The following is a 23,310-nucleotide window of genomic DNA, read 5'->3' as shown; positions in this document are numbered from 1 at the left end:
GCCAGAATTCTTTGTACGGGGACGGGTAAAGCAGGCTTTGATCGACTGCTRCCGCTTGATTTTGAGTTGAAGCTGGAGTGGTCATGGTCATGATCTCAGCGCTGGTGACGGATGCGTGGGTTGGCAAAGCCGTAGAGGATGTCCACTACGAAGTTGACCACAATCACCAGGCAGGCGATTAGCAGGATGCCGTTTTGCACAACGGGATAGTCCCGGGCGCCAATGGCTTCGATCAGCCATTTGCCGATGCCCGGCCACGAGAAGATGGTCTCGGTCAGGACCGCACCGGCCAGCAATGTGCCGACTTGCAGGCCGACCACGGTCAGTACCGGAATCAGTGCGTTACGCAAGCCGTGCACGAACACCACGCGCGATGGCGASAGGCCCTTGGCGCGGGCGGTACGGATGTAGTCTTCACGCAGCACTTCGAGCATCGACGAACGGGTCATCCGCGCGATAACGGCCAGCGGGATAGTGCCCAGCACGATGGCCGGCAGGATCAGGTGATGCAGGGCATCGAGGAACGCACCGACGTCATCGGCCAGCAGCGTGTCGATCAGCATGAAACCGGTGCGCGGCTCGATGTCGTAGAGCAGRTCGATCCGCCCCGATACCGGGGTCCAGCCCAGGCTCACCGAGAAGAACATGATCAGGATCAGGCCCCACCAGAAGATCGGCATCGAGTACCCCGCCAGGGAGACGCCCATCACCCCATGGTCGAACAGGGATCCTCGCTTGAGTGCCGCGATCACCCCGGCCAGAAGGCCCAGGATGCCGGCGAACAACAGGGCGGCCATGGACAGTTCCAGGGTCGCGGGGAATAGAGAGGTGAACTCGCTCCACACGCTTTCACGGGTACGCAGCGATTCGCCGAGGTCGCCGTGGGCCAGTTTGCCGATGTAGTCCAGGTACTGGGCATACAGCGGCTTGTTCAGACCAAGGCGTTCCATTGCCTGTGCGTGCATTTCGGGGTCGACGCGACGTTCGCCCATCATGACTTCCACCGGGTCGCCTGGAATCATGCGAATCAGCGCGAAAGTCAGCAAGGTGATGCCGAAAAACGTAGGGATCAATAACCCCAATCGGCGGGGTACGCAGCGATTCGCCGAGGTCGCCGTGGGCCAGTTTGCCGATGTAGTCCAGGTACTGGGCATACAGCGGCTTGTTCAGACCAAGGCGTTCCATTGCCTGTGCGTGCATTTCGGGGTCGACGCGACGTTCGCCCATCATGACTTCCACCGGGTCGCCTGGAATCATGCGAATCAGCGCGAAAGTCAGCAAGGTGATGCCGAAAAACGTAGGGATCAATAACCCCAATCGGCGGGTAATAAAACTCAGCATTAGGGCTTATCACTCTTTATTATTTTTGTAATGCCGGTCAGCGTGCTGGCCGTTCTCAGCAATTTAGGCTGCGTGAGTAAAGGCTCCGGCTCGACGTTTCCCGGTGTGGCGCTTAATTTTTTTCGTTGTAGCAGGTGAGAAAGTCCTCGCCGGTCTGGCGCCGGCTCGAGGAAGGCGAAGGGGGCCGTTTGGCCGGCCCCTGTCGCTCACTGTTCGTTATAGACGCCGTAGAAGCTGCTGAGTCCGAAGGGGCTGATCTGGAAGTCCTGCACACTGGTGCGCATCGGCTGGTAGACCGTGGAGTGGGCGATCGGGGTCATCGGCACCTGCGCTTTCAGGACATGCTGTGCTTCTTTGTACAGCGCAGTGCGCTTGTCCACATCGGAGGTGGCCTCGGCGGCCTTCACCAGTTTGTCGTAGCCAGCATCGCACCACTTGGAGAAGTTGTTGCCGTTGACCGCGTTGCAGGTGTAGAGGGTGCCCAGCCAGTTGTCCGGGTCACCGTTGTCGCCAGTGAAGCCGATCAGCATGGCGTCGTGCTCGCCGGCGTGGCCGCGCTTGATGTACTCACCCCATTCGTAGCTGACGATGTTGGCCTTGATGCCGATTTTGGCCCAGTCGGCCTGGAGCATTTCGGCCATCAGCTTGGCGTTGGGGTTGTAGGGGCGCTGCACCGGCATGGCCCAGAGGGTGATTTCTGTGCCTTCTTTCACGCCTGCAGCCTTCAGCAACTCCTTGGCCTTCTGCGGGTTGTAGCCGGCGTCCTTGATGGACTCGTCGTAGGACCACTGGGTTGGCGGCAGGCCGTTGACGGCCAACTGGCCGGCGCCCTGGTAAACGGCTTCGATGATGGCTTTCTTGTTTACCGCCATGTCTAGCGCCTGGCGTACTTCGAGCTTGTCGAACGGCTTGTGGGTAAAGTTGTAGGCGATATAGCCAAGATTGAAGCCTGGTTGACTAGGCATCTTGATGTTCTTGTCTTCCTGCAGCGGCTTGATGTCGGCCGGGCGCGGGAAGGAGGTGATCTGACATTCGTTCTTTTTCAGCTTTTGCATGCGCACCGAGGCGTCGGTGGTGATGGCGAAGATCAGATTGTCGATCTTCACGTCTTCAGGCTTCCAGTAATCCTTGTTGCCCTTGTAGCGAATCTGGGCGTCTTTCTGGTACTTGCTGAACACGAACGGGCCAGTGCCGATCGGCTTTTGGTTGATGTCCTGGGCCTTGCCTTCCTTGAGCAACTGGTTGGCGTATTCGGCCGACTGGATCGAGGCGAAGCTCATGGCCAGGTTCTGGATGAAGGCTGCGTCGACACCCTTGAGGGTGAACTTGACGGTACGGTCGTCGACTTTTTCGACCTTGGTAATCTTTTCGTTCATCCCCATGTCGGTGAAGTAGGGGAATTCGGTGGGGTAGGCCTTGCGGAACGGCATGTCCTTGTCGAGCATGCGGTTGAAGGTGAACAGCACGTCGTCGGCATTGAAGTCGCGAGTCGGCTTGAAGTAGTCGGTGGTGTGGAACTTGACCCCGTCACGCAGGTGGAAGGTGTAGGTCAGGCCATCGGGAGAAACGTCCCAGCTGGTTGCCAGGCCCGGGATGACCTTGGTGCCGCCACGTTCAAACTGCGAGAGACGGTTGAATACGGTTTCGGCTGAGGCGTCGAAGTCGGTCCCCGTGGTGTATTGGCCTGGGTCGAAGCCAGCCGGGCTGCCTTCGGAGCAGAACACCAGGTTGCTGGCGGCGTGGGTGAAGCCGGAACCGAGGATCAGGCCGGCGGCGATCATGGTCTTGAGCGTGGTTTTTTTGCACATGCGAACCTCATTGTTGTTATTTTTGAGGGCGGCAGATCAGGTAGTCCATTCCTGGGGGGATGCACCTGACCCTGCGGCTTTACGGGCTGTAGGCTGCCTGTCATTTGCGAACAGGCAGCCGAAGGCCGACGTCCTGGCTCGGGCGGTAGCGCTGAAGTGGGGAGAGGGACGCTCGCGCCGCCACCGGCCGAGGCAAAAATTAAGTCAATCTAAAATTAATTTCAACTTAAATTAAGTAATGCTTACATTTTAAGGGCGCACGGTCAGGCCGTGGGGTGATCGTCGAGCAGGCCGCCCATGGTGGTGACGACCAGCACTTCGGCAACTTCGTTGCCAGAATTGGCGATGGAATGTTGCTTGGTGGAGTCAAAATGCACCGATCCCCCAGGGCCGAGCGGGTAGGTGTGGCCTTCGATGGTGTAGACGATTTGCCCGGAAAGCACATAGGTAAACTCTGCGCCTTCGTGGGAGATGAGCTCGGACTGGTAGCCCACTGCCATGGTCATCTTCATCGCATTGATCAGGTTGCCGGGGAAGTTGCTGGACAGGCGCTCGTAGACCAGCGGCTGGCTGCCGATGGAGTACCGCACGCGCTGGCCCTGGTGGGAGTCGGGCTGGGGCTGGGTGGGCTGGTCGAACAGGGTGTTGAGCGGAACGCCCAAGGCATTTGCGATTCTCGCCAGCGAGGAGATGGACACGCCAGTGAGGTTACGCTCCGCCTGGGACAGGAAGCTGGCTGTGAGGCCTGTTTCAGTGGCGACTTGATTCAGGGTCTTGTTGGCGGCACGGCGGTAGCGGCGCAACCGTTCCCCGATCTGTTCTGCGGTCATTGGCGTGGCTCGTGAGCTGAAAGGCGCCAGTATAACGGGCAGCGCATTGTCGAAAAGGCTTTTCGCCATATTGAAATTAAGTGGGGCTAAAAAAACGTCTTGACCGCTTTTTAAGTCAGGCTTAAATTTCGCGCACTGCAACATAACTCAGGAGAACGAGATGACAGTGGGTGTAGGTGGCAAAACTCCGGAACAGGCGCTGGCCGGCCTGGCGAAGATGACCGCGGGCATGCAGCCCATCGGCCTCGACGAATACCAGTCACGCATTGCCAAGGCCCAGAGCCTGATGCTCGAGCAGGGCATCGCTGCCCTCTACCTGAACGCTGGCAGCAACCTGTGCTACTTCACCGGAGTGAAGTGGAGCCCGAGCGAACGCATGGTCGGCGCCGTGCTGCCCGCCAACGGCCCGCTGGCCTATATCGCCCCGGCCTTCGAAGAGGGCACCATCCGCGACTTCCGTGAGGTGGATGGGGTTATCCATGGTTGGCATGAGCACGAGAGTCCCTACCGCCTGCTGCTCGACATGCTCGCTGGAATGGGCATCGCCGCCGACGCAGTGGTGGGCCTGTGCCCGTCCCTGGCGTTCTTCATGTTCGACGCAATCCGGCGCCTCGGATCGGGCTTCGAGTTCGTAGACGCTTCTTGCGTGATAAACCAGTGTCGCTATCACAAGTCTGCAACAGAGTTGGCACTGATGCAGCGCGCCAAAGACATGACCTTGGAAGTGCACAAGGCTGCCGCCAGCATCCTGCGCGCAGGTATCAGCACCACCGAGGTTGCCGAGTTCATCCGCGAGGCGCACCGCAAGGTGGGCGCGCCGGGTTCGACCTTCTGCATCGTGCTGTTCGGCGAGGCCAGCGCCTTCCCCCATGGAGTGAAGCACGCGCAGGTGCTCAAGGACGGCGACATGGTGCTGATCGACACGGGCTGCCTGCTCCATGGCTACCAGTCGGATATCACTCGCAGTTACGTGTTTGGCACCCCGAGCGTCCGCCAGCGCGCCATGTGGAACCTGGAAAAGGCCGCCCAACTGGCCGCCTTCGACGCCGCGCGCCTGGGCGAACCCTGCCGGGTGGTGGATGCCGCCGCGCGGCTTAGCCTGGAAGCCGCCGGTCTCGGCCCGGACTATCAGTTACCCGGCCTGCCGCACCGCACCGGACATGGCATCGGCCTAGACATTCACGAAGGGCCCTACCTGGTGCGTGGTGACCAGACGCCGCTGGCCGAGGGCATGTGCTTCTCCAATGAGCCGATGATTTGCGTACCGGGAGAGTTTGGCATTCGCCTGGAGGATCATTTCTACATGACCGCCACTGGCCCGCGCTGGTTTACCCAGCCGAGCTATTCCGTAGACGACCCGTTCGGGTTGGAGGCCTGAGGGCAGGCGATTGTCCGAGGTGGCTCGCTACCTGTCACAAAGGGTCGGTAGCGGCCCTTCACTTCAGGCAGCTATCGGCCAGGAGTGGACACTCGGAAACTCAACCGCGCACCAGGTAGGCCCCTGAAGGAACCCGATATCGCAGCTTCTTGCATTTGCCGGGTGCAGGCTGATGCCCTGGCGGACGATCAGGAAACCAAATCCGGCATTTGCCCGGAGGCGGCATATGGCCGCGGGGAATCTCAAGCTCAGCGTACGCCCGCTCTGGCTCGACATTCGCCATTTGCAAATATCCTTCGGCCCCGGCGCTGCCAGCCGTCGGTACATCCGAAACCCGATCTGCCCCTGCGCTAGCGAAGTTGCCAGCGTCACGCCCGGTGTCCGGAGTGGATGGCTCAACAACCGCCATCTGCGCTTCGCGGCGCCTTTGGGTCTCCTCTTCCAGCCCCTTCTGCACTGCAACCTGGTCCTCTTTGCCGATGGGTGGGATACCCGAGGATTGGGCCTGCTGCGCCGCCTGGATCAATTGGAAGTTACGGTTGCGCAACTCGACGTTGCGCCCCACCCTCATGTTCGAACGCGCCGCCAAGGTTTCAGCCTGCTGGTACTGCCCCTGCTGAAGACGCAATACACCGAGGTAATGCAGCGTCGCGGGATTGTTCGGCTGGATATGCAGGGCACGCTCCAGCGTTGCGGCGGCCTGGTCCAGCTGGCCATTCCCATACTGCCGCGAGGCTGTTTCGATCAAGGTGGTTGATGCGCTGTTGCTTTGCGCGGGTGCACTTCGCTCGGCAGCGACAGAACAAAACGACGCGACGGCACAGAACACCAGGATGAGGCCTGGCAGAAAACTCTTGGTTGGCATCAGGGGGTTGACTCGACTGAACTCGGACGGCACTGGCGTAAAACAGACCACAGCGCTGCTCGGCATTTCCGATACAGGGCCGCTATTGACCGGGCCAACACCCTGAAGTTCCTGGGGCAACGGGGACTATTTAAGCAACGGCTTCCTAGAACTTTTCCCTATTTATCGGTCTATGTGGATAGGCACATCCGCTCGGTAAGCACGTCCCCCGCAGGCTTACCACAGCCAGATCGCCACACGTCCAATTGTCCATCAGAGGTTGCCTTCGCTCATGAAATTCCATGTCCCACGGATAGTGCTCGTCGGCCTGTTCGCGTTCGCGGCAGTGAGCTCGGCATCAGCCACACAGATGAAAACCTCAACCCCGGTTTTCGCCACTGAAGTCACAGCCATTCAAGCGCCTGTCCAGGCCGCCGGCAACCCTTGGCCGACCTTGGCCAGTATGACCGGCAAGCAGCCAGGGCCGTTGCTAGCCCATGACGATCGATACTGGCATGACGGCCGTTGGCACGATCGTAGAGACGATTGGCGCCGAGATGAATGGCGCAGAGATAATTGGCGTAGAGAGCAAGCCCGCCGAGAAGCTGAACGTCGTGATTGGGAGCGCCACCAGGATCGGGCCATGCGGCATCGTTACGAGGACGATCACCGTTACTATCGTCGCTAGTGCGAATCCACGGCGTAGAGGACGCTGAAGTTCACGGCTGGGGTAAGCCTGAGGTGGTCACCCTGGCGAAAGGCCCCGCTCAATCCGCAGCCTGCGACGCCGTCGCCACCTCGGCGCCGCCCCCGGCGTGCGTGCCGCGCTCCTTCCTTAGATCCGTGCCTTCAGCTTTGAACGCCAATAGCAGAGGCATGGGACCGTACCCTCACAAAGGCAGCGGTCTATCTGATCTGTTACGCTCGTTCCCCCCTTGCTCTTTCGCCACTTGTGGCCTTATCAATGACAATACTCACCCCATGACTAACCAAACGCCCGAGCCTCAATCCGTCTACAGCCCCATCACCAGCAGCGCGATCTTCATCGTTGCAACGGTGGCTCCGGGTAGCGACCGCGCGGAGAAAGTACGGGGCTAGTGCGCAGACATCGCGGCCCTTACGCGATCAGTCGGCAAACGGGTGCCCTCCGGAAATTTGTCGTGCGTCTGAGGCTTTGGTTCCAGTGCCTGGGACTTACTCTTTGGTCAGCCGCGCCCCGCCTCACTCCACCCGTTTCGCGAGTTCGGCACTAAGGGACGTCGCGTGATGGCAACGCCGGGGGACATTTTGCTGCACATTCGTGCGGACCAGATGGACCTGTGTTTCGAATTGGCGACGCAGTTGCTTTCGGCGCTGGGCGATGCGATTTCAGTCGTTGATGAGGTCCAGGGTTTCCGTTACTTCGACATGCGCAGCATGGTCGGCTTTGTGGATGGCACCGAAAACCCGGTGGGTCGGCATGCAGTCGACTTCACAATCATTGGCGATGAAGATCCGGCGTTCAGCGGCGGTAGCAACCTGCCGGATGCCAGCGTGCTCGCCCCCCTGGGCCTGGTCATGCGCAAAACCGAACCGCGCTCGGCCATCGCCGAAAAATGTTTTGCTGAAGCCCGAAAACTGTTTGCAGTAAAGAACCCGATCTAAAGTGTCGTCTGAATTGCCCAGGCCATTACTTACAATGGTCCCACCTTGCCGAACCCCTGACCTGCAAAAGCCTCAAAACAATCGTTAAATGGCAGAATTGCCTTAACTTGATCCTTTTTGAGGCCACCATGCTTCGCGTGCTTGAACGAAGACTCGACCCTTTCCCACCCGATGAAGCACCGCCGCCACCTGTCGGCCTGGTGCGGTTCCTGTGGGCCTGCACCCGCGGCGCCCGCGGTTATATCCTGGCGTTTGCGCTGCTCAGTGCCAGTGTGTCGATTTACGAAGCCTGGTTGTTTTCCTTTCTCGGGCAGGTCGTGGACCTGCTCTCCACCTGGCAGGCCGGCGGCGATGCACAGGCGCAGGAAAGTCGAGTGCTGTGGGGCATCGGCATCGTACTGATCACCAGCATCGGGTTGGTAGCACTACGCACCATGGTGCAGCACCAGATATTGGCGATTAATCTGCCGCTGCGGCTGCGCTGGGATTTCCATCGCCTGATGCTGCGGCAAAGCCTTTCATTCTTTTCCGATGAGTTCTCCGGCCGGGTGACGACCAAGGTGATGCAGACCGCACTCGGCGTGCGCGAGGTCCTGTTCACCGTCATCGAAATCGCCCCCGGGATCGGGGTTTATTTCATCGCGATCATCGTACTGGCCGGCGGCTTCGACCTGAAACTGATGCTGCCTTTTATTGCCTGGATCGCCTTGTTCGGCCTGGCCATGCTGTACTTTGTGCCACGTTTGGGGCAAGTCGGGCAGGAACAGGCCCATGCGCGGTCGTCGATGACCGGGCGCATCTCGGACGCCTACACCAACATCACCACTGTGAAGCTGTTCTCGCACTCCAATCGCGAGGCACACTTCGCGCGCGCGGCGATGGAGGATTTCAAGCTGACCGGCTTTCGCCAGATGCGTCTGGTCAGCCAGTTCGAGATCGTCAACCAGGCGCTGGTGGTCGCGCTGATTATTGGAGCTGGCGGCTATGCCCTGTGGCTGTGGCACCAGGGCGAAGTCGGCACGGGGGCCGTTGCGGCGATTACCGCCATGGCGCTGCGTATCAACGGCATGTCGCATTGGATCATGTGGCAGATGACCTCGCTGTTCGAAAGCATCGGCACCGTGCAGGATGGCATGGCGACCTTGACCCGTGGCCCCAAGGTGCAGGATGCGCCAGACGCCGGAGTGCTGGTGCCCGCCGGCGGTGCGGTGACCTTCGACAATGTCGGTTTCAACTACAACGGTGAACGCCAGGTGCTCGATGGCCTTAGCCTGAACATCCGCCCGGGCGAAAAAATCGGCCTGGTGGGCCGTTCCGGAGCCGGTAAATCCACGCTGATCAACCTGCTGCTGCGCTTCTACGACGTGGACAGTGGCGAGATTCGCATCGATGGACAAAACATCGCTCAGGTGACACAAGACAGCCTGCGCAGCGCCATCGGCATGGTCACTCAGGACACCTCCCTGCTGCACCGTTCCATTCGCGACAACATCGCCTACGGTCGCCCGGATGCAACCGACGCGCAAATCCGCAGGGCCGCCGCCAACGCCCAGGCCGATGGTTTCATCAGTCAACTGAGCGACCGGCAAGGCCATACCGGTTATGACACCCTGGTGGGTGAGCGCGGTATCAAGCTTTCGGGTGGCCAGCGCCAACGCATTGCCATCGCCCGGGTGATGCTCAAGAACGCCCCGATCCTGTTGCTTGACGAGGCCACCAGCGCCCTGGATTCGGAAGTCGAAGTCGCCATCCAGGAAAGCCTCGATGAAATGATGGAGGGCAAGACCGTCATCGCCATCGCCCATCGGCTGTCAACGATCGCGGCCATGGATCGGCTGATTGTCATGGATGACGGACGCATCATCGAACAGGGTACCCATGCCGAATTGCTGCGTAAAAACGGCACCTATGCGCGGCTTTGGCATCATCAGAGCGGTGGGTTTCTGGGCGAGGATCAGGGGGTGGCTGAGGCGATGGAGTAGGCATGAGCGGCCGTTGCTGGCGAGACAATCATCCAGCACGGCACCCAATCGGACACCCTCAAGAACGTCAGGATGGGTCGAGCGCTGCGTTTTTCGAGAGGCAGCAGTCGGCCAAAAGTGGACGGTGGACACGGTGATGGCAAATGGGTAGCTTCATTCGAGGGCAGCCGTCCTTGCCCTCACCCATGTTGCGTTTCTCCTTGAGCAATGTCGCATTTGCCGTGACCACTTCTAAGCCAGGCAAGGACTTACGGGATGACAAGGAATGTTGTACGACACACCATCGCGACAAGAAACGCAAACCTCTCGCTTCGCTCTCTGGGACCGCGTGCCGCCCCCCTTAACCAATTGTCAGGCACCTATCCAACCTTACCGTTACGGAGCATATAAGACATGTCAAACATCGTCGCATGGACCCTGTTCGCCTTGGGCGTCCTCCATATTCCATTCGGTATCATCAAGTTCAAAACAGCATTCGCCGCCGCTATAGACTCTGGCTTCGTTGACCAATTCAAAGCGCACGAAGATCGGCGTACTGCCCTCTGGTTTACCATGCTGGGGCCGCTTTTTATGCTCGCAGGGCAGACAGCGATTCACGCCGTAGCCGTTGGCGATCTCGTGCTACTTAAAATTGTTGGCATCTATGTGCTTATGATCTCGATCATTTGCGTCATTGCTGTTCCAAAATCGGGATTCTGGGCAACGTTGCTGGTTTCTCCGCTGATCATCGCGGCAGGGTATGGCTTGTACGCCTGACAATCGGTTCAAGGCGTTCGCTTCGCTTCGCTCGCCTCTCGCGAGGGCTTCAACGTCCGATCGGGGTCGATTGTGGTCCTTCACGATAAGCAACACTCGGCCAATAGTGGCCATCGAAACATTCAGAAAATGCTCACTTCTCTTAGCCCCCCAAATCGCACCCTGTATTGGGGGGGCATATTCCCCTTCACCGGGGGTTCTCATACGTCTGTTTAAAGCCAGCAGCCAAGAGAAGCGCGGCGTAGAGTCATTAGTCACCTCCTGTCACTTTTGGCGGAAAGCTTGCATCGCTCCCATCCCGGCTCGAAATCAAACATTTCGCCAGCTGGGCTAGTAGCCGTGGCTCATTGCTCGAGTATTGCCACGCGCTCCGCAGAACCCGTCAGAGGTGTTTGCAATGAAACTAGATACCGGAAGGTTGACTCCTAGTCCATTGTCCAAAACCAGGCTGGCGCTGAGTATCTCTGCTGCCGTGTTCATGTTTGGGCTGGGCTTGTCCCAGACCCAGGCAGCCCCCCTCGACAACACCGACCCACCGCCCCCTACCGACCCATCGGCGTTCACCAATCAGCCCGCCGACCCCGACGCCGCATTGAGGAACTTGCTCAAGCTGCCTCCCGCAAACGTCGGCGCCTTCGACTTGCCCAATGGCGTGGTCGGTAACCGCAAGACGCCCTTGGTCGACAATGTGCTGCCACCCGATCTGCAACCCAGCTTCAATATCCCCACCAACGGTAATGCCAGCCCGGTATTCGGGGCTCAACCGTTCTCACAGAAGCTAGAACTTTTCGAGGAATTCGGTTCGAACAAACTGGATGCGGCCGACCCGCCATCACCCGTGCCGTTTCCGGTCCCGACGGTGGGCCCCGCACCGGCGCAAGATCCATTGAAGGTGGCGCGTAGCGGTCCGTCACCGGCTGCGCTGGATGCCTTTCTCAGGCAGCCGGCATTGACGCCCTTCCCGACAGAGTTCTCCAATGTACTGGACCGCAACCCCTGGAGGGCGCAGATCGAGGATTTCCTCAATCGCCGGGTCGATTCGCCCGCAGAGGGCCGGCCACCGGGAAAAGGCTGGTCGCACCAGCGTTTCAATGAGTTTTTCCCGCGCGACGCCTTCAAGACTGTGCAAGCCGGCGCGCACGTCAACAGCGGCTTGCGTGATCGTATGCAACGGCATAACTACGCCGTGGGGGAATTTGCGCCAGGCGGGCTCTATCACAACACCAACGGCAACTCGGCCAACGAGGGCACAACCAAGGGCATTCAAGTGCAGTTTCACCCCAACCTCCCTGTCCAGGACCACAATGCACTGTGGACGTTCGACGGCACCTTTCCGCCGAAACTGCTTCAAGTCCGCAATGCTGATGCGTCATTACGATGCCTTGCCCATTGACCCGTCGGCCAACCGGGGCTTTGGCCTGCACACCCTCACCACCCATGAACATAACGGTCACTCCCCCGCGGAAAGCGACGGCTTTACCAACGCGTTCTTCTTCCCGGGCCAGTACTACGACTATCGCTGGCCGCTCCAATTGGCCGGTTACGACAGCATCAATACTAATGCCCAGGACGCACGGGCAGCGTTCCCGTGCGACCCCGGTGAAAAGCTTTTCGTCAACGATGCCAACCCAGGCTTCAAAACCTGCAACAACGGCGCCATCAAGATCCGTGGCGACTGGCGCGAAACCATGAGCACCCACTGGTTCCACGACCACATGCTCGATTTCACCGCGCAAAATGTCTACAAGGGCAATGCGACGATGATGAACTACTACAGCGCCGTGGACCGTGGCAACGAGGCGGTCGACGACGGGGTCAACCTGCGCTTGCCCAGCGGCTCGGCGCTGGGCTGGGGTAACCGCGACTATGACATCAACTTGACGATTGCCGACAAGGCCTGGGACAAGGCCGGCCAGTTGTGGTTCAACCCGTTCAACACCGACGGCTTTCTCGGTGACCAAGTGCTGACCAACTGGGAGTACAAGCCCTTCCTGGACGTACGTGCCCGCCGCTACCGCTTCAGGATTCTCAACGGATCGGTTTCTCGCTTCTTCACGCTGGCGGTGGTGCGTCAGATCAAAGGTAATGGCGGTGAGTTTCCTGGCCCGAAAAACTCCGGTTTTTCATACAACCGGGTGCCGTTCCACATGATTGCCAACGACGGCAATATCATGGAGCACGCGGTGCCGTTCGATGGCAGCCTGGACCTCGATGGTGACGGCGACAAACAGGACCACAATGCCATTCTGCCGATACTGGGTATTGCTGAGCGCTATGACATCGTCGTCGACTTCGCGAAAAACGGCATCAAGCCGGGCGACAAAATTTTCTTCGTCAACATCGAGGAGCATGAAAACGGCAAGCTTCCCAAACGTGACATTCCATTGGCAGATGTACTCTCCGAGAAGTACCTTCCCGTCGTCAGGCAAACCAGCCACGGGCCACAGTGGATCAACGGCGACCCGGGCGTGGGCGTGTTCATGCAACTGAACGTGAGGCCCTACACTGGCCAGGATGTCAGCATGAACCCCGTCGACTTCGAGCCCGCCAAGCCTGGCAAACCCGAGGGCAGGTTCATGATCCCGCTGCCCTTGCACCGTGATGACCCTGCCGATATCGCCCGGCTCGCCCAGGCTCGGCACCGAACCTTTATCTTTGGCCGCTCCGACGGCACGGATTTCAAGCCGTGGACGATCAAGACCGATGGCGGCGAAGGCTTCAACATGGACCCGCGCCGGATTTCAGCCGCGCCACAACTGGCCACTGGCCCGACACCGGCAGGGTTCAGGGGTGAAGGTACGCTGGAAGTCTGGAAGATCCAGAACGGCGGCAATGGCTGGAGTCACCCGGTGCATGTGCATTTCGAGGAAGGGATCATTCTCACTCGCGGTGGCAAAACACCACCCGAATGGGAAAAAGGGGCGCGCAAGGATGTCTACCGTATTGGCTCCGATCCAGACAGCCTCGACAATGTCGAAATGGCCATACGCATCCGTGAGTTTGCCGGTACCTACATGGAGCACTGCCACAACACACAGCATGAGGACACCTCGATGCTGCTGCGCTGGGACTCTGAGCACCCGGGCCAGTTCCAATTGATGCCCACACCGTTACCGAGCTGGGACGGCGTGAAATTCGTGGACTCGGTTGCGTTACCGACATTCCGTACGGGAGATGGCGTCGGGCCGCAGGTCAAGGTCAACAATGACCCAGAAAACAGCATTAGCAGCGGAGGTAGAGGTGGAGGTGGAGGTGGAGGTGGAGGTGGAGGTGGAGGTTAGCGTCGCCTATCAAAAGGCTAGTTGTGTCGTCAGCAAGCGCAAAAGACCGCTATGTATGCGTTTCAAACCCAAAGCCGCCTATCATCACAGTCAGCTTTGGGTCGATGGCGGATCCTCGTGACAGACGGCAATCGGCCAAGAGCGGTCATCCCTGATTGGCGCAAGACCCTGTTTTAAAGGCGAAGCAGGACCAAGCACCATCACAAAGGCAACGGCCTATCCTGGACAACCCGCTTCATGACCAGCGTCGAAGTCAGCCGCTGCACATTGGGCAATGTCGAGAGGCTTTCATCGTAAAGCCTTTGGAAGGCCGGTAGATCCTGAGTGATGACGTGCAGCAGGTAGTCCGGCTCGCCAAATAACCTCTGGGCATCGACTATCTGAGGTATATCAATGAGTGCCGATTCGAACGCCTCGACCGCCTGCCTGTCACCCTCCCTAAGCGTGGCAAACACCATGGCGGAAAAATTCAGGCCCAATGCGCCGGGATCAAGTTGCGCGCGATAGCCCAGCAACACACCGGACTCCTCCAGTGCCCGCACTCGCCGGTGACAAGGTGAGAGGCTCAGCCCTACACGCTCGGCAAGCTCAGTGACCGAAAGGCGGCCATCCTTTTGCAGCTCAGCAAGAATCTTCCGATCAATTCTATCCACGCAGAATAATCTCCCAACCTGCAACGCCATTGCGACCGTCTTTGAAAGCTAATTCTAACCAGATTTCATTAATCTTCCTCCCACCATTAACAACCGTACTCCTCAAAATGAAACAAGAGGAACGGCCTTGGAATTGAGAGGTGGAATGATGAATGAAGTGTTGAGTGATGAACGGGCGTGGGTGACGCCATGACCTTCAGTGTTTTTGTGGCCTTCTGGGCGGTGTCGATACTGTTCGTGATCACGCCTGGAGCCGATTGGGCCTACGCGATATCCGCAGGCTTGAAGCATCGAGTTGTCATACCCGCCGTGGGCGGACTGTTATCCGGCCACTTGATTGCCACACTGGTGGTAGCCGGTGGTGTTGGCACCTTGGTCGCCAACCACCCTCTGGCCCTGTCAGTGCTGACGATGGCCGGGGCGGGTTATCTGCTTTGGTTGGGCATCAACATGCTCGTGCGCCCCTCTACTCCGCACGCGGATGAGGTTCAGGCGTCAGGCTCCTGGAAGCGCTGGGCGTTCAAGGGGCTTTGCGTCAGCGGGCTGAATCCGAAAGTGTTCCTGCTGTTCCTCGCGCTGTTGCCGCAATTTGCCGACGCCACGGCCCCCTGGCCTGTACCGATGCAGATGATTGCGCTCGGGCTCGTCCACACTATCAGCTGTGGCGTGATCTACCTTCTAGTCGGATTTGGCTCGCAGGTTGTTCTGCGGGCACGTCCAGCCGCCGCTCAACGGGTCAGTCGTTTTTCCGGCGCGGCCATGATCCTCATCGCACTGGCTCTGTTTGCCGAAGGATCTTTGCACTTGAGGTGAGCCCAGGAGAATTTCCCGGGCCCGAGCATACTGTTTGATTTTCCCACCCTCGCCTTACAGGAAGTCGTAATGAATAGCCCAAGAGAACGCGCTGCCGAAGGTCTCAAGGTCGGAGACCGGTTCACGGTAGTCCGTTGCTTTTCAGATGACGATATTCGCCAATTCGCGCAGATTTCACGCGACTAATGGAAGTGAACGACCCAATATAGACGGTGGAGACAGGCAAAAATCGGCCAAGAGCGGACAGTGACCGAATACATCATTAGGCAAACAGCAACATGCTGGTGTGATCAGCGAGTAGCGCCTTAAAGTGGTTATCGATAATTTCGATGCTTTGATGGCAAAGTGACAAGAGCCGAACGATTTACAAATCCATCGGACTCCCTAGGCTCAGAATGCAGATCCTCGATACGAATAACAGGCTAGACACCTATCCACGGTCGATGAAAACAGGCTGGAATCCGTCTGCGAGCGTTTAACTCCGTCGTTGCGAGCAGCCCATCGACTGCTCAAGGTCGCGCGCACGCTGGCGGACCTTGAACAAGCCGACGGGATCAGACGCGAACATTTGGCCGATGGGCTGCAATATCGGCCGACAATGCTCTAGCCGGTGTCACCCCTTGGTCAGATCAACCAACGGCGTCTGCCGCACCTCAGTCTCCCGCCCACCCTGAATCTCGCTCACCTGCTTCAAGGCCTTATCCACAGCAGCCTTATCCGCCAACAAGCTGTAGCTGATGCGGAACTGCTTGTGTTCCTTCGGCCCAATTGTTGGTACCAGGTTCAGTGGCCGCTGATAACGGCGGTTGTAGGAAAAACTTGTCCCTGGCTCCAGCCCCGTGACATAGCCCTGGCCTTGGGTATCGGTGTTTTTCCACAGGGAAAACACGGGCAGTGTCTGAGTGTTGAAGCCGACCGAAACGCCCAGGCTGCCGGCCTTGTTATGCAACACGGTCAACGTATCGCCCTTTGCATCGGCATACGGCACCACGTTGTAAACCGTTTCGTCGTAGTCCTTGGTCGGTGCGCGGTAGGTCTGCCAGTCGGGCAGATCGCCCTTGGCCTTGTCGTTGAACGGCGACACCTGTTTCACCGGCGCGGCGAAATGAGCGCCCTGCTCCAGGAACGGGGTGCTGAAGTTACTGTGATACAGCGCCTGGTATTCCTTCGGATAGTCGCCGTTGTTGGCCAGGGTGTCGTTGAGGGTGAACACTACGCTGCCGGGTTCGGTGACCAGTTCGGTCGCGACGGAGAAGTCGACCTTCTTGAACGCCTGCTCTTTCAGTTCGCCGCGCAGGGTGATGGCGTACGGTGGTTTTTCATCGATGTGCAGGGTGACTTTGTTCGCAGGAATGTTGGCGGCCCGACCGTGCAGGGTCAGCAGTTCGCCGTTGTCGACGCCGGGGTGGCCGACCCATTCGTATCCGCAGCGGGTGACCAGCTCATTGAAACCTTCCAGCCAGCCCAGACCACCGCGGCCATTGAGTTCGATGAAGGACGGATTGACCACTTCCTTGACCGGCGAATCCCAGCCCATGCGCACATTGCCGACCGAGGCCTGCAAGACGTTCATTCCGCGAGTCGGCACTACCGAGAGTTTCATCGTGCCGTTATCGATGTCGACGATGCTGACGCCCTCCTGCCGACCGCCGTGCAAGGTGCGTAGGGTAACGTTGAAGGGTTTGTCGGTTTTTATGCTGAGTTGCTGGCTGGTGATCTGCCAGTTCTGGGCGGCTTTGTCGGTGTCGAGCAAAACGTAATCCCAGGCCATGGCGTGGGAGGCAGCGGACAGTGCGCTGAGGGCAACAAAGAGTTTGAGCGGGGTCATGGCAGCAGCCTTTCTTGGAGTTGTGCCATTTTTATAGACTTGATGAAACGTTTCAGCAAGCTTAAAAAGCGATACCACGCCGGCAAATGCCAAGAAAGATTTGGGACAAATCGAAAAATTGAGTCGATGCCATCGCGAGCAGGCTCGCTTGTATGTTTAGACTTGAAGGTGAGCACAGGTTTTGTGAACATTCGAGATCAACTGTGTGCAAGCCTGCTCGCGATGGCAATCTCGGCAACGACTCAACGAAACCGATCAACCTCATGCCGCAAATCCGCCGCAAGCTTCTCCAGCTCTTTGGCAGTCACCGCCCACCGGCTCATCCGGATGCACGCTCAATCCGGCACTGAAGCGTTTCTCGAACAGGCCGCTAAGGCGCTGGGTACTTTCACGCAACGTGCCGTGAAAAGTGCTCAGTTGATCGGCCAGTAACCGCGCCTCGCTCGCCAGATGCTCTTCGCGGGTGGCGAGGTTGGCAGCGTCCAGCGAGCGCAGGGCAAACACGGTAATGCCTCTGATAGCCGAAAGCAGACCTTCGTGAATGTCCGCTTCGGGTCGTTTACTACCCTCCGCGACAGACAGAAAACGGCCCGAATCAGTCAGCATGCCCAGAAACGGCTCGAAGCGATTTTTAGCACCGTCCTGCTACGCTTTTTAATTTCTCGAGTAGATTTAAGGTAATCACTCACAAAATCTTGTTGAGGTTGCGAAACGTGAGAGCCGGATTGATTGGGGCCGCCGTCATCATCACGGTGATGGGTGTAACAACGCAGAGGTTCATGGAGTGGAAATCGTTCGAGAACGAGCGAAAGGAGGCCCTGTGCAGGTCAGTACAGCAGCATATGAAAACCCTGGAAACTCGAGCACGAGCGATGACTGCGGGGCTGTCTATGGAGGCTTACGCCGAGGCGGAGAGTTCTGAGGTGGATGAATTGGTCAGCGCGCTGGATACCGCAAACAATGACGCGGAGGTTGAAGCGGTCATAGACGCACACGCCGCAAAATTGGAGGCAAAGGACGCAGCGACCGATGCAGAACTGAAAAACCTGGGGAGTCAGCATTTTCTCGAACAGCAACTCAAAGAACAGCGAATAACCACGGACATCAAGCAGGAAATCAAACGCACCGAGAAGGCTGTAACTGAGTCCTGTAATTAGTCCTGGCTCCAAGGAGTGAATTCACTATGACCCTGGCCCATAAACTGTTTGTTGGCGTTGCAATGGCCAGCCTGCTACTTGGCGGTTGCACCTCCCAGGTCACTGAGCGCGAGCAGTACTCCGGCTTCCTGTCCAACTACAACAACCTGGAAGAAGTGACCACCGCCACCGGTGAGAAGGCAATGCGTTGGGTGAGCCCGTCCTGGAACCCGAATGCGTATGACACCATCGCGTTCAGAACGCTGGAGTTTTACCCCGCGCCGAAGCCCAATGAACAGGTCAATCAGCAGACGCTGGTCGAATTGCAGGACTACATGTCCAGGAAGGCCAAAATCGTGCTGGGCCAGAAATACCGGAGGGTATCTAACGCGGCCGCTGCACCGGCCGGCTCACGCCCCCTGATCCTGCGTGCGGCGATCACGGGCGTCAGCGCCTCGAACGAAGGCATGAAGTGGTATGAAGTGATGCCGATCGCAGCCGTTGTCGGAGCGACACAGGCAGCCACCGGGCACCGGGATCAAGACACGAATATCTACTTCGAAGCCGAGTTCATTGACGCGAGAACGAATCAGACCATGGCCAAAGTGGTACGCAAGGTATTCGGCAGCCAGCTAGAGAACGAGAGCCAGCGCATCACCACCAAGGACTTTAAAGCCGCTATCGACAAACTGAGCACTGATCTCTGGACGTTCATCCACAGTTGACCGTTACAAACCTTTCAGCTTTTTTTCTCCCTCCTCTGGCATCCTGCCGACGCGGCTAAAGGAGTGTGAGGCTCATGATGAAAACCACTGACAAGTCGGGCGGTACTTCCACTACAGCGCCAATCCAGAAGGCGTCAACCGGCAATGTCTGGCGCACCCTTCCTGGTGGCATCTGGGCGCTCGGCTTCGTCTCGATGCTGATGGACATCTCCTCAGAGATGATCCATGCATTGTTGCCGCTCTACATGGTGACAGTACTGGGTACCTCCGTCCTGGCGGTGGGTCTCATCGAGGGAATAGCCGAGGCTACTGCCTCGATCACCAAGGTATTCTCCGGGGCGCTCAGTGATCGATTGGGCAAACGCAAGCTGCTGGCGGCGCTGGGTTATGGACTGGGGGCGCTGTCCAAACCAATCTTTCCTTTGGCGGGCTCGCTGGACTGGCTGACCGGGGCTCGCTTTATCGACCGTATCGGCAAAGGGATTCGCGGTGCCCCGCGCGATGCATTAGTGGCCGACATCACACCACCCGCGGTACGCGGGGCGGCTTTCGGCCTGCGTCAGACGCTGGATACCGTTGGTGCATTCCTGGGGCCGTTGCTGGCGATTGGTTTGATGTGGCTGACCGCGAACCACTTCCAGACCGTGTTCTGGGTGGCTGTCATCCCGGCCTTCCTCGCCGTCGCTGTGCTGCTTTTGTTCGTTCATGAGCCCAGACAAGTGCAAGGGCCGCAACGGGTGCGTACGCCCTTGAGTCGGCGGGAACTGGCCCGACTGGGCGCCGGTTACTGGTGGGTGGTGGGTGTCGCTTCGGTGTTCACCCTGGCGCGATTCAGCGAGGCCTTTCTGATCCTGCGCGGCCAGGCTGTTGGGCTGGCGCCGATGTGGGCGCCAGCGGTACTTGTCCTGATGGCAGTGGCGTACTCGCTGTCAGCCTATCCCGCCGGGGCATTGTCTGATCGTGTCAGCCGCGTGCCGGTGCTCGGCATAGGTCTGATATTTCTGATGGCTGCCGATTTGACGCTAGCGTTTGTGCCGGGTATCGCGGGGCTGGTCGTCGGCGTCGTTCTATGGGGGCTGCACATGGGGTTTACCCAGGGGATATTCGCCGCCCTCATCGCCGATTGCGCGCCGGCTGAACTGCGTGGGACGGCATTTGGCATGTTCAATTTGTTGACCGGACTGGCCTTGCTGATGGCGAGTGTCATCGCGGGGGCGCTATGGGATACGGCAGGCTACCAAGCGACCTTCTTGATGGGAGGGGGCTTTGCTGTTTTGACTTTTTTGGGGTTGTGGGTGATCCGATCGAAAGTCCAGGTTCGATAACAACGCCCAGTCACGACCATCAGGACGACAAGTCCGTCTGACGTTGGTCGATTGCCCCCCCTCACGACAGGTAGCAAACGGCCAGAAACCGTCGGTTGCCGGAGCAATAACAAATGAGTAGCTATGCTTGGTGTGTTGCCAGACGCTGGTAACGACTTCGTGAATGGAGGGGTTTGAGATGCAACTCATCACGTTGAAAATCGATAAACCGGAAGTGACGAACTTCATTTTAGGTCAGACGCACTTCATCAAGTCCGTCGAGGACATCCACGAAGCGCTGGTCAATGCTGTACCAGGTATCCAGTTTGGCGTGGCCTTTTGTGAAGCCTCTGGCAAATGCCTGGTGCGATGGTCTGGCACCGATACCCCAATGATTGAACTTGCACAGAAGAATGCGAAAGCCATCGCCGCAGGCCATAGCTTCATCATTTTCCTGGGCGACGGTTTCTATCCGCTGAACGTGTTAAACACCATCAAAATGGTTCCAGAGGTCTGCCGTATCTTTTGTGCAACAGCCAATCCAACCGAGGTGATTCTCGCTGAGACGGAACAAGGGCGAGCAATCCTGGGCGTAGTGGATGGCTTTTGTGCCAATGACATTGAAGGCGATGAAGACATTCAGTGGCGCAAGAATCTGTTGCGACAAATTGGCTACAAACAGTGAGTTGCAGGGTTGTCCAATCGACCTATCAGGATGTTCAGGGAACCCAATCGATGGCAAACGATGCAAAAGTCGAATCCAAAAACGAGACGTTTATCGCGCAGGAGACTGAGGCGCTGAGCGCCCCCTCCCCTATCTGGCACAGACGAATCAGAGTCCAGGTGCGCAATCTGAGTCACTCGACCCAGTTTGTCATTGCCGCTGCGGTGATCCTGGGACTGACCATGTTCTTCGTCGGCAATTTGGTGAGCCTACGAATAGAAGGTGCCGCGGTACATAGCGCGGCAGAAGCCGCTGCTCAGTACATGGACACGTTTCTGGAGCCCTATGTGCAGGAGATGAGCCGGGACAACAACCTCTCCGCTGAAAGTGTCCAGGCCCTGGACCGCCTCACGCAAAGTCGTGCGCTAAAACAGCACATTGTTTCGATCAAGATCTGGCGGGCGGATGGCACAGTTGTCTACAGCACGAATAAAGCCATCACCAACCACCAATTCCCCGTGGATGAGATCACCGAGGCATTCAAAGGCAAAGTGGTCACCGACCTTGAAGAGCTGAGCCAGCAGGAGAACGAGTTCGAACGCAAGCTCAACCTGCCGCTCTATGAGATCTACGCGCCTCTGCGGGATTCAAACTCCAGGAAAGTCATCGCGGTGGGCGAGTTTTATGAAAAGGCCGAGAGCCTCAAGCGCGAGATCAATCGTGTCCGACAGCAGGTATGGGAGGTTGTCGGTGCCGCGACGCTGGCAATGCTGACGCTGCTTTTCTTCATCGTGCGACGCGGTGACAAGATTATCCAGCGCCAACAAGTGGCACTGCACTTACGGCTGCAGGAGCAAACCCGTTTACACGTCAGTAATGTCGAACTCCAGCGCAAGATGGCGACGGCGACCCAGGAGTTTTCCCGGGTCAACGAACTCACCTTGCGGCGCATTGGTGCAGACCTGCACGATGGGCCGGCGCAGTTATTGACCTTGATTCTGATCCGGCTCGACGACTTGACCGAAAACTGCTCCGCGGTCGATCAGGAGTCGATGGAAACCATTCGTGGCGCCGCCACCGACGCATTGCGGGAGGTCCGCGAATTATCACGAGGCCTGGCACTTCCGGAAATCAACGATTTGAGCCTGGTGGAAGAGTTGCAATTGGTGGCGCAACGGCACGAGCAACGCACGGGTACCAAGGTCACGTTAGCCCTGGGGCGACTACCGAAGGCCGCGTCACTACCACTCAAACTCTGTTTGTACCGTTTTGTGCAAGAAGCCCTCAACAACGCTTACCGTCATGCCAACGGCGAGGGTCAGGTCATCCAGGCGCAATACATTGATGAAGTATTGAATATCAGCGTCAGGGACAGGGGTCCCGGCATGACGGCGGACGCCATGCTGCTCGAGACATCCGGCAGAACCCGATTGGGGCTCGCCGGTTTGCGTTATCGCGTTGAATCGCTGGGCGGGTTGTTCAGCATCGACTCTTGCGCCTCGGGTACGTCGGTCAATGCACAGTTCAAGATCTAGTCAGGAGCCGTTCCCGGCATCCGCTTGTGTTTTCCCTGCGTCGATGTGAAGCCGCCCGACAGCTTCGTGCTCCCTGTAATGCCGTAGGGCCGTGACCGCTTCGACACGATTTCGGGCGTGCAGTTTCTGCATCACGCAGCCCATGTGATGCTTGACGGTTTTTTCGCTGATCGACAGCTTTGACGCAACCTCTCTATTGGTCAGCCCCTTTGAAACTTCACAAATGACTTCCTCCTCGCGAGGGGTGAGATCAAACGTTTGATTTTCCGCTTTGTGTTTCTTGATGTTATTAAGCAGTTTATTGGCGAATTCGGGGGTGATGTATGACTCGCCCTTGGCAACCGACCTGATCGCCAGGACCAGTTCCGGTCCACTGACTCCTTTCAACACATACCCGCGCGCGCCGGCCTCCAGTGCCGAAAAGGCGTCATCTTCGGATTCCGAAACGGTCAGCATCAGCACCTTCACTTCCGGCAGCTCAGTGGCAATGAATCGAACCGCGGCGAAAACATCGCCCGGCATATTGACGTCCATCAACATCACGTCCGGACGAACCCTCACGGCAATATCCCTGGCTTCATCCGCATTGGCGCCCTGCTCCACGACCTGAAGATCCGCCCGCCTTTTCAACGTATTGGCAACGCCCTCACGCAACAAAGGATGATCGTCGGCAATGCCGATGCGAATGGATGGACTCATAACGCGCTCCCGAAAGGATTAGCACTCGAACACTCATTGATTAATAGCAGGGAACCAGGGACGCCGCTGGTTATCCGTCGAGTGTCCAA

General features: G+C 58.2%; 17 protein-coding genes and 7 pseudogenes. 15 read left to right on the top strand and 9 right to left on the bottom strand.

Going from position 1 to position 23,310, the window contains the following annotated elements; all coding sequences use genetic code 11:
• Positions 1-95 precede the first annotated feature (95 nt).
• From BMS17_RS23635 to BMS17_RS23625, 4 genes and pseudogenes are all read right to left on the bottom strand, one after another.
• On the bottom strand, positions 96-1,082 hold the full coding sequence (locus BMS17_RS23635; protein WP_139348117.1) for an ABC transporter permease subunit: 987 nt from the start codon (positions 1,080-1,082) through the stop codon (positions 96-98).
• A gap of 42 nt (positions 1,083-1,124) precedes the next feature.
• Positions 1,125-1,341, bottom strand: a pseudogene (locus BMS17_RS30780) (peptide ABC transporter permease); the annotation flags it as partial.
• Positions 1,342-1,547: 206 nt separating this feature from the next.
• Positions 1,548-3,122, bottom strand: coding sequence for an ABC transporter substrate-binding protein (locus BMS17_RS23630; RefSeq protein WP_256577262.1), 1,575 nt, complete (start codon positions 3,120-3,122; stop codon positions 1,548-1,550).
• Between the two features lie 290 nt (positions 3,123-3,412).
• Positions 3,413-3,979 (bottom strand): helix-turn-helix domain-containing protein, encoded by a 567-nt coding sequence (locus BMS17_RS23625; protein ID WP_046032422.1) that lies wholly within the window; start codon positions 3,977-3,979, stop codon positions 3,413-3,415.
• A 160-nt stretch (positions 3,980-4,139) separates the two neighbouring features.
• On the opposite strand from BMS17_RS23625, the gene BMS17_RS23620 reads away from it, so the two are divergent.
• On the top strand, positions 4,140-5,357 hold the full coding sequence (locus tag BMS17_RS23620) for a Xaa-Pro peptidase family protein (RefSeq protein ID WP_046032423.1): 1,218 nt from the start codon (positions 4,140-4,142) through the stop codon (positions 5,355-5,357).
• Positions 5,358-5,457: 100 nt separating this feature from the next.
• On the opposite strand, the gene BMS17_RS23615 is transcribed toward BMS17_RS23620, so the two are convergent.
• Positions 5,458-6,222, bottom strand: a complete 765-nt coding sequence (locus tag BMS17_RS23615; RefSeq protein ID WP_046032424.1) for a tetratricopeptide repeat protein — start codon at positions 6,220-6,222, stop codon at positions 5,458-5,460.
• A 271-nt stretch (positions 6,223-6,493) separates the two neighbouring features.
• Here BMS17_RS23615 and BMS17_RS30775 point away from each other — a divergent pair, with 271 nt between their 5' ends.
• The 6 genes and pseudogenes from BMS17_RS30775 to BMS17_RS23590 all read left to right on the top strand — a co-directional run bounded on the left by BMS17_RS30775 (position 6,494) and on the right by BMS17_RS23590 (position 13,864).
• Positions 6,494-6,889 carry a hypothetical protein gene (locus BMS17_RS30775; RefSeq protein WP_077431890.1) on the top strand — a complete coding sequence of 132 codons (396 nt, stop codon included), beginning with the start codon at positions 6,494-6,496 and terminating at the stop codon, positions 6,887-6,889.
• A 293-nt stretch (positions 6,890-7,182) separates the two neighbouring features.
• Positions 7,183-7,716: pseudogene (locus BMS17_RS23605) on the top strand (Dyp-type peroxidase); the annotation flags it as partial.
• Positions 7,717-7,845: pseudogene (locus BMS17_RS30770) on the top strand (LysR family transcriptional regulator); the annotation flags it as partial.
• 128 nt (positions 7,846-7,973) lie between these two features.
• Positions 7,974-9,827: an ABC transporter ATP-binding protein gene (locus BMS17_RS23600; protein WP_077431889.1), complete on the top strand. Its 1,854-nt coding sequence runs from the start codon at positions 7,974-7,976 to the stop codon at positions 9,825-9,827.
• Positions 9,828-10,220: 393 nt separating this feature from the next.
• Entirely contained in the window at positions 10,221-10,583 is a 363-nt protein-coding gene (locus tag BMS17_RS23595; protein ID WP_046032427.1) for a DUF6463 family protein, read from the top strand.
• 397 nt (positions 10,584-10,980) lie between these two features.
• Positions 10,981-13,864, top strand: a pseudogene (locus tag BMS17_RS23590) (multicopper oxidase domain-containing protein).
• A 200-nt stretch (positions 13,865-14,064) separates the two neighbouring features.
• Here BMS17_RS23590 and BMS17_RS23585 read toward each other — a convergent pair.
• On the bottom strand, positions 14,065-14,517 hold the full coding sequence (locus BMS17_RS23585) for an Lrp/AsnC family transcriptional regulator (protein ID WP_046032615.1): 453 nt from the start codon (positions 14,515-14,517) through the stop codon (positions 14,065-14,067).
• A gap of 189 nt (positions 14,518-14,706) precedes the next feature.
• On the opposite strand from BMS17_RS23585, the gene BMS17_RS23580 reads away from it, so the two are divergent.
• The 3 genes and pseudogenes from BMS17_RS23580 to BMS17_RS23570 form a co-directional block, all read left to right on the top strand.
• A complete protein-coding gene (locus BMS17_RS23580) occupies positions 14,707-15,330 on the top strand; it encodes a LysE family translocator (RefSeq protein WP_046032429.1) in 624 nt (207 codons plus the stop codon).
• 69 nt (positions 15,331-15,399) lie between these two features.
• Positions 15,400-15,513: pseudogene (locus BMS17_RS30765) on the top strand (acyl dehydratase); the annotation flags it as partial.
• Positions 15,514-15,760: 247 nt separating this feature from the next.
• Positions 15,761-15,937 (top strand): annotated as a pseudogene (locus tag BMS17_RS23570) (magnesium chelatase); the annotation flags it as partial.
• Positions 15,938-15,943: 6 nt separating this feature from the next.
• Here the strand turns inward: BMS17_RS23570 and BMS17_RS23565 are convergent.
• Both BMS17_RS23565 and BMS17_RS23560 read right to left on the bottom strand, forming a co-directional pair.
• Positions 15,944-17,158, bottom strand: coding sequence for an aldose 1-epimerase family protein (locus BMS17_RS23565; protein WP_046032430.1), 1,215 nt, complete (start codon positions 17,156-17,158; stop codon positions 15,944-15,946).
• Positions 17,159-17,470: 312 nt separating this feature from the next.
• Positions 17,471-17,701: pseudogene (locus BMS17_RS23560) on the bottom strand (methyl-accepting chemotaxis protein); the annotation flags it as partial.
• Positions 17,702-17,871: 170 nt separating this feature from the next.
• On the opposite strand from BMS17_RS23560, the gene BMS17_RS30430 reads away from it, so the two are divergent.
• From BMS17_RS30430 to BMS17_RS23535, 5 genes are all read left to right on the top strand, one after another.
• On the top strand, positions 17,872-18,315 hold the full coding sequence (locus BMS17_RS30430; protein ID WP_175648994.1) for a hypothetical protein: 444 nt from the start codon (positions 17,872-17,874) through the stop codon (positions 18,313-18,315).
• A gap of 26 nt (positions 18,316-18,341) precedes the next feature.
• Positions 18,342-19,019 (top strand): DUF3313 domain-containing protein, encoded by a 678-nt coding sequence (locus BMS17_RS23550; protein WP_046032432.1) that lies wholly within the window; start codon positions 18,342-18,344, stop codon positions 19,017-19,019.
• A gap of 77 nt (positions 19,020-19,096) precedes the next feature.
• Complete coding sequence (locus tag BMS17_RS23545; protein ID WP_046032617.1) at positions 19,097-20,344, top strand: MFS transporter; 1,248 nt, start codon at positions 19,097-19,099, stop codon at positions 20,342-20,344.
• Between the two features lie 178 nt (positions 20,345-20,522).
• A complete protein-coding gene (locus BMS17_RS23540; RefSeq protein WP_046032433.1) occupies positions 20,523-21,008 on the top strand; it encodes an adenosine-specific kinase in 486 nt (161 codons plus the stop codon).
• 50 nt (positions 21,009-21,058) lie between these two features.
• Positions 21,059-22,522, top strand: a complete 1,464-nt coding sequence (locus tag BMS17_RS23535; protein WP_077431887.1) for a sensor histidine kinase — start codon at positions 21,059-21,061, stop codon at positions 22,520-22,522.
• Here BMS17_RS23535 and BMS17_RS23530 read toward each other — a convergent pair whose 3' ends face one another.
• The gene (locus BMS17_RS23530; RefSeq protein WP_046032435.1) at positions 22,523-23,221 is read right to left on the bottom strand and encodes a response regulator transcription factor; all 699 of its coding nucleotides are present in this window, start codon (positions 23,219-23,221) and stop codon (positions 22,523-22,525) included.
• Between the last annotated feature and the right edge of the window lie 89 nt (positions 23,222-23,310).

Source organism: Pseudomonas sp. C9, from assembly GCF_002000165.1.
Lineage (GTDB): Bacteria > Pseudomonadota > Gammaproteobacteria > Pseudomonadales > Pseudomonadaceae > Aquipseudomonas.
This window is presented reverse-complemented; position numbering and strand designations above follow the sequence as displayed.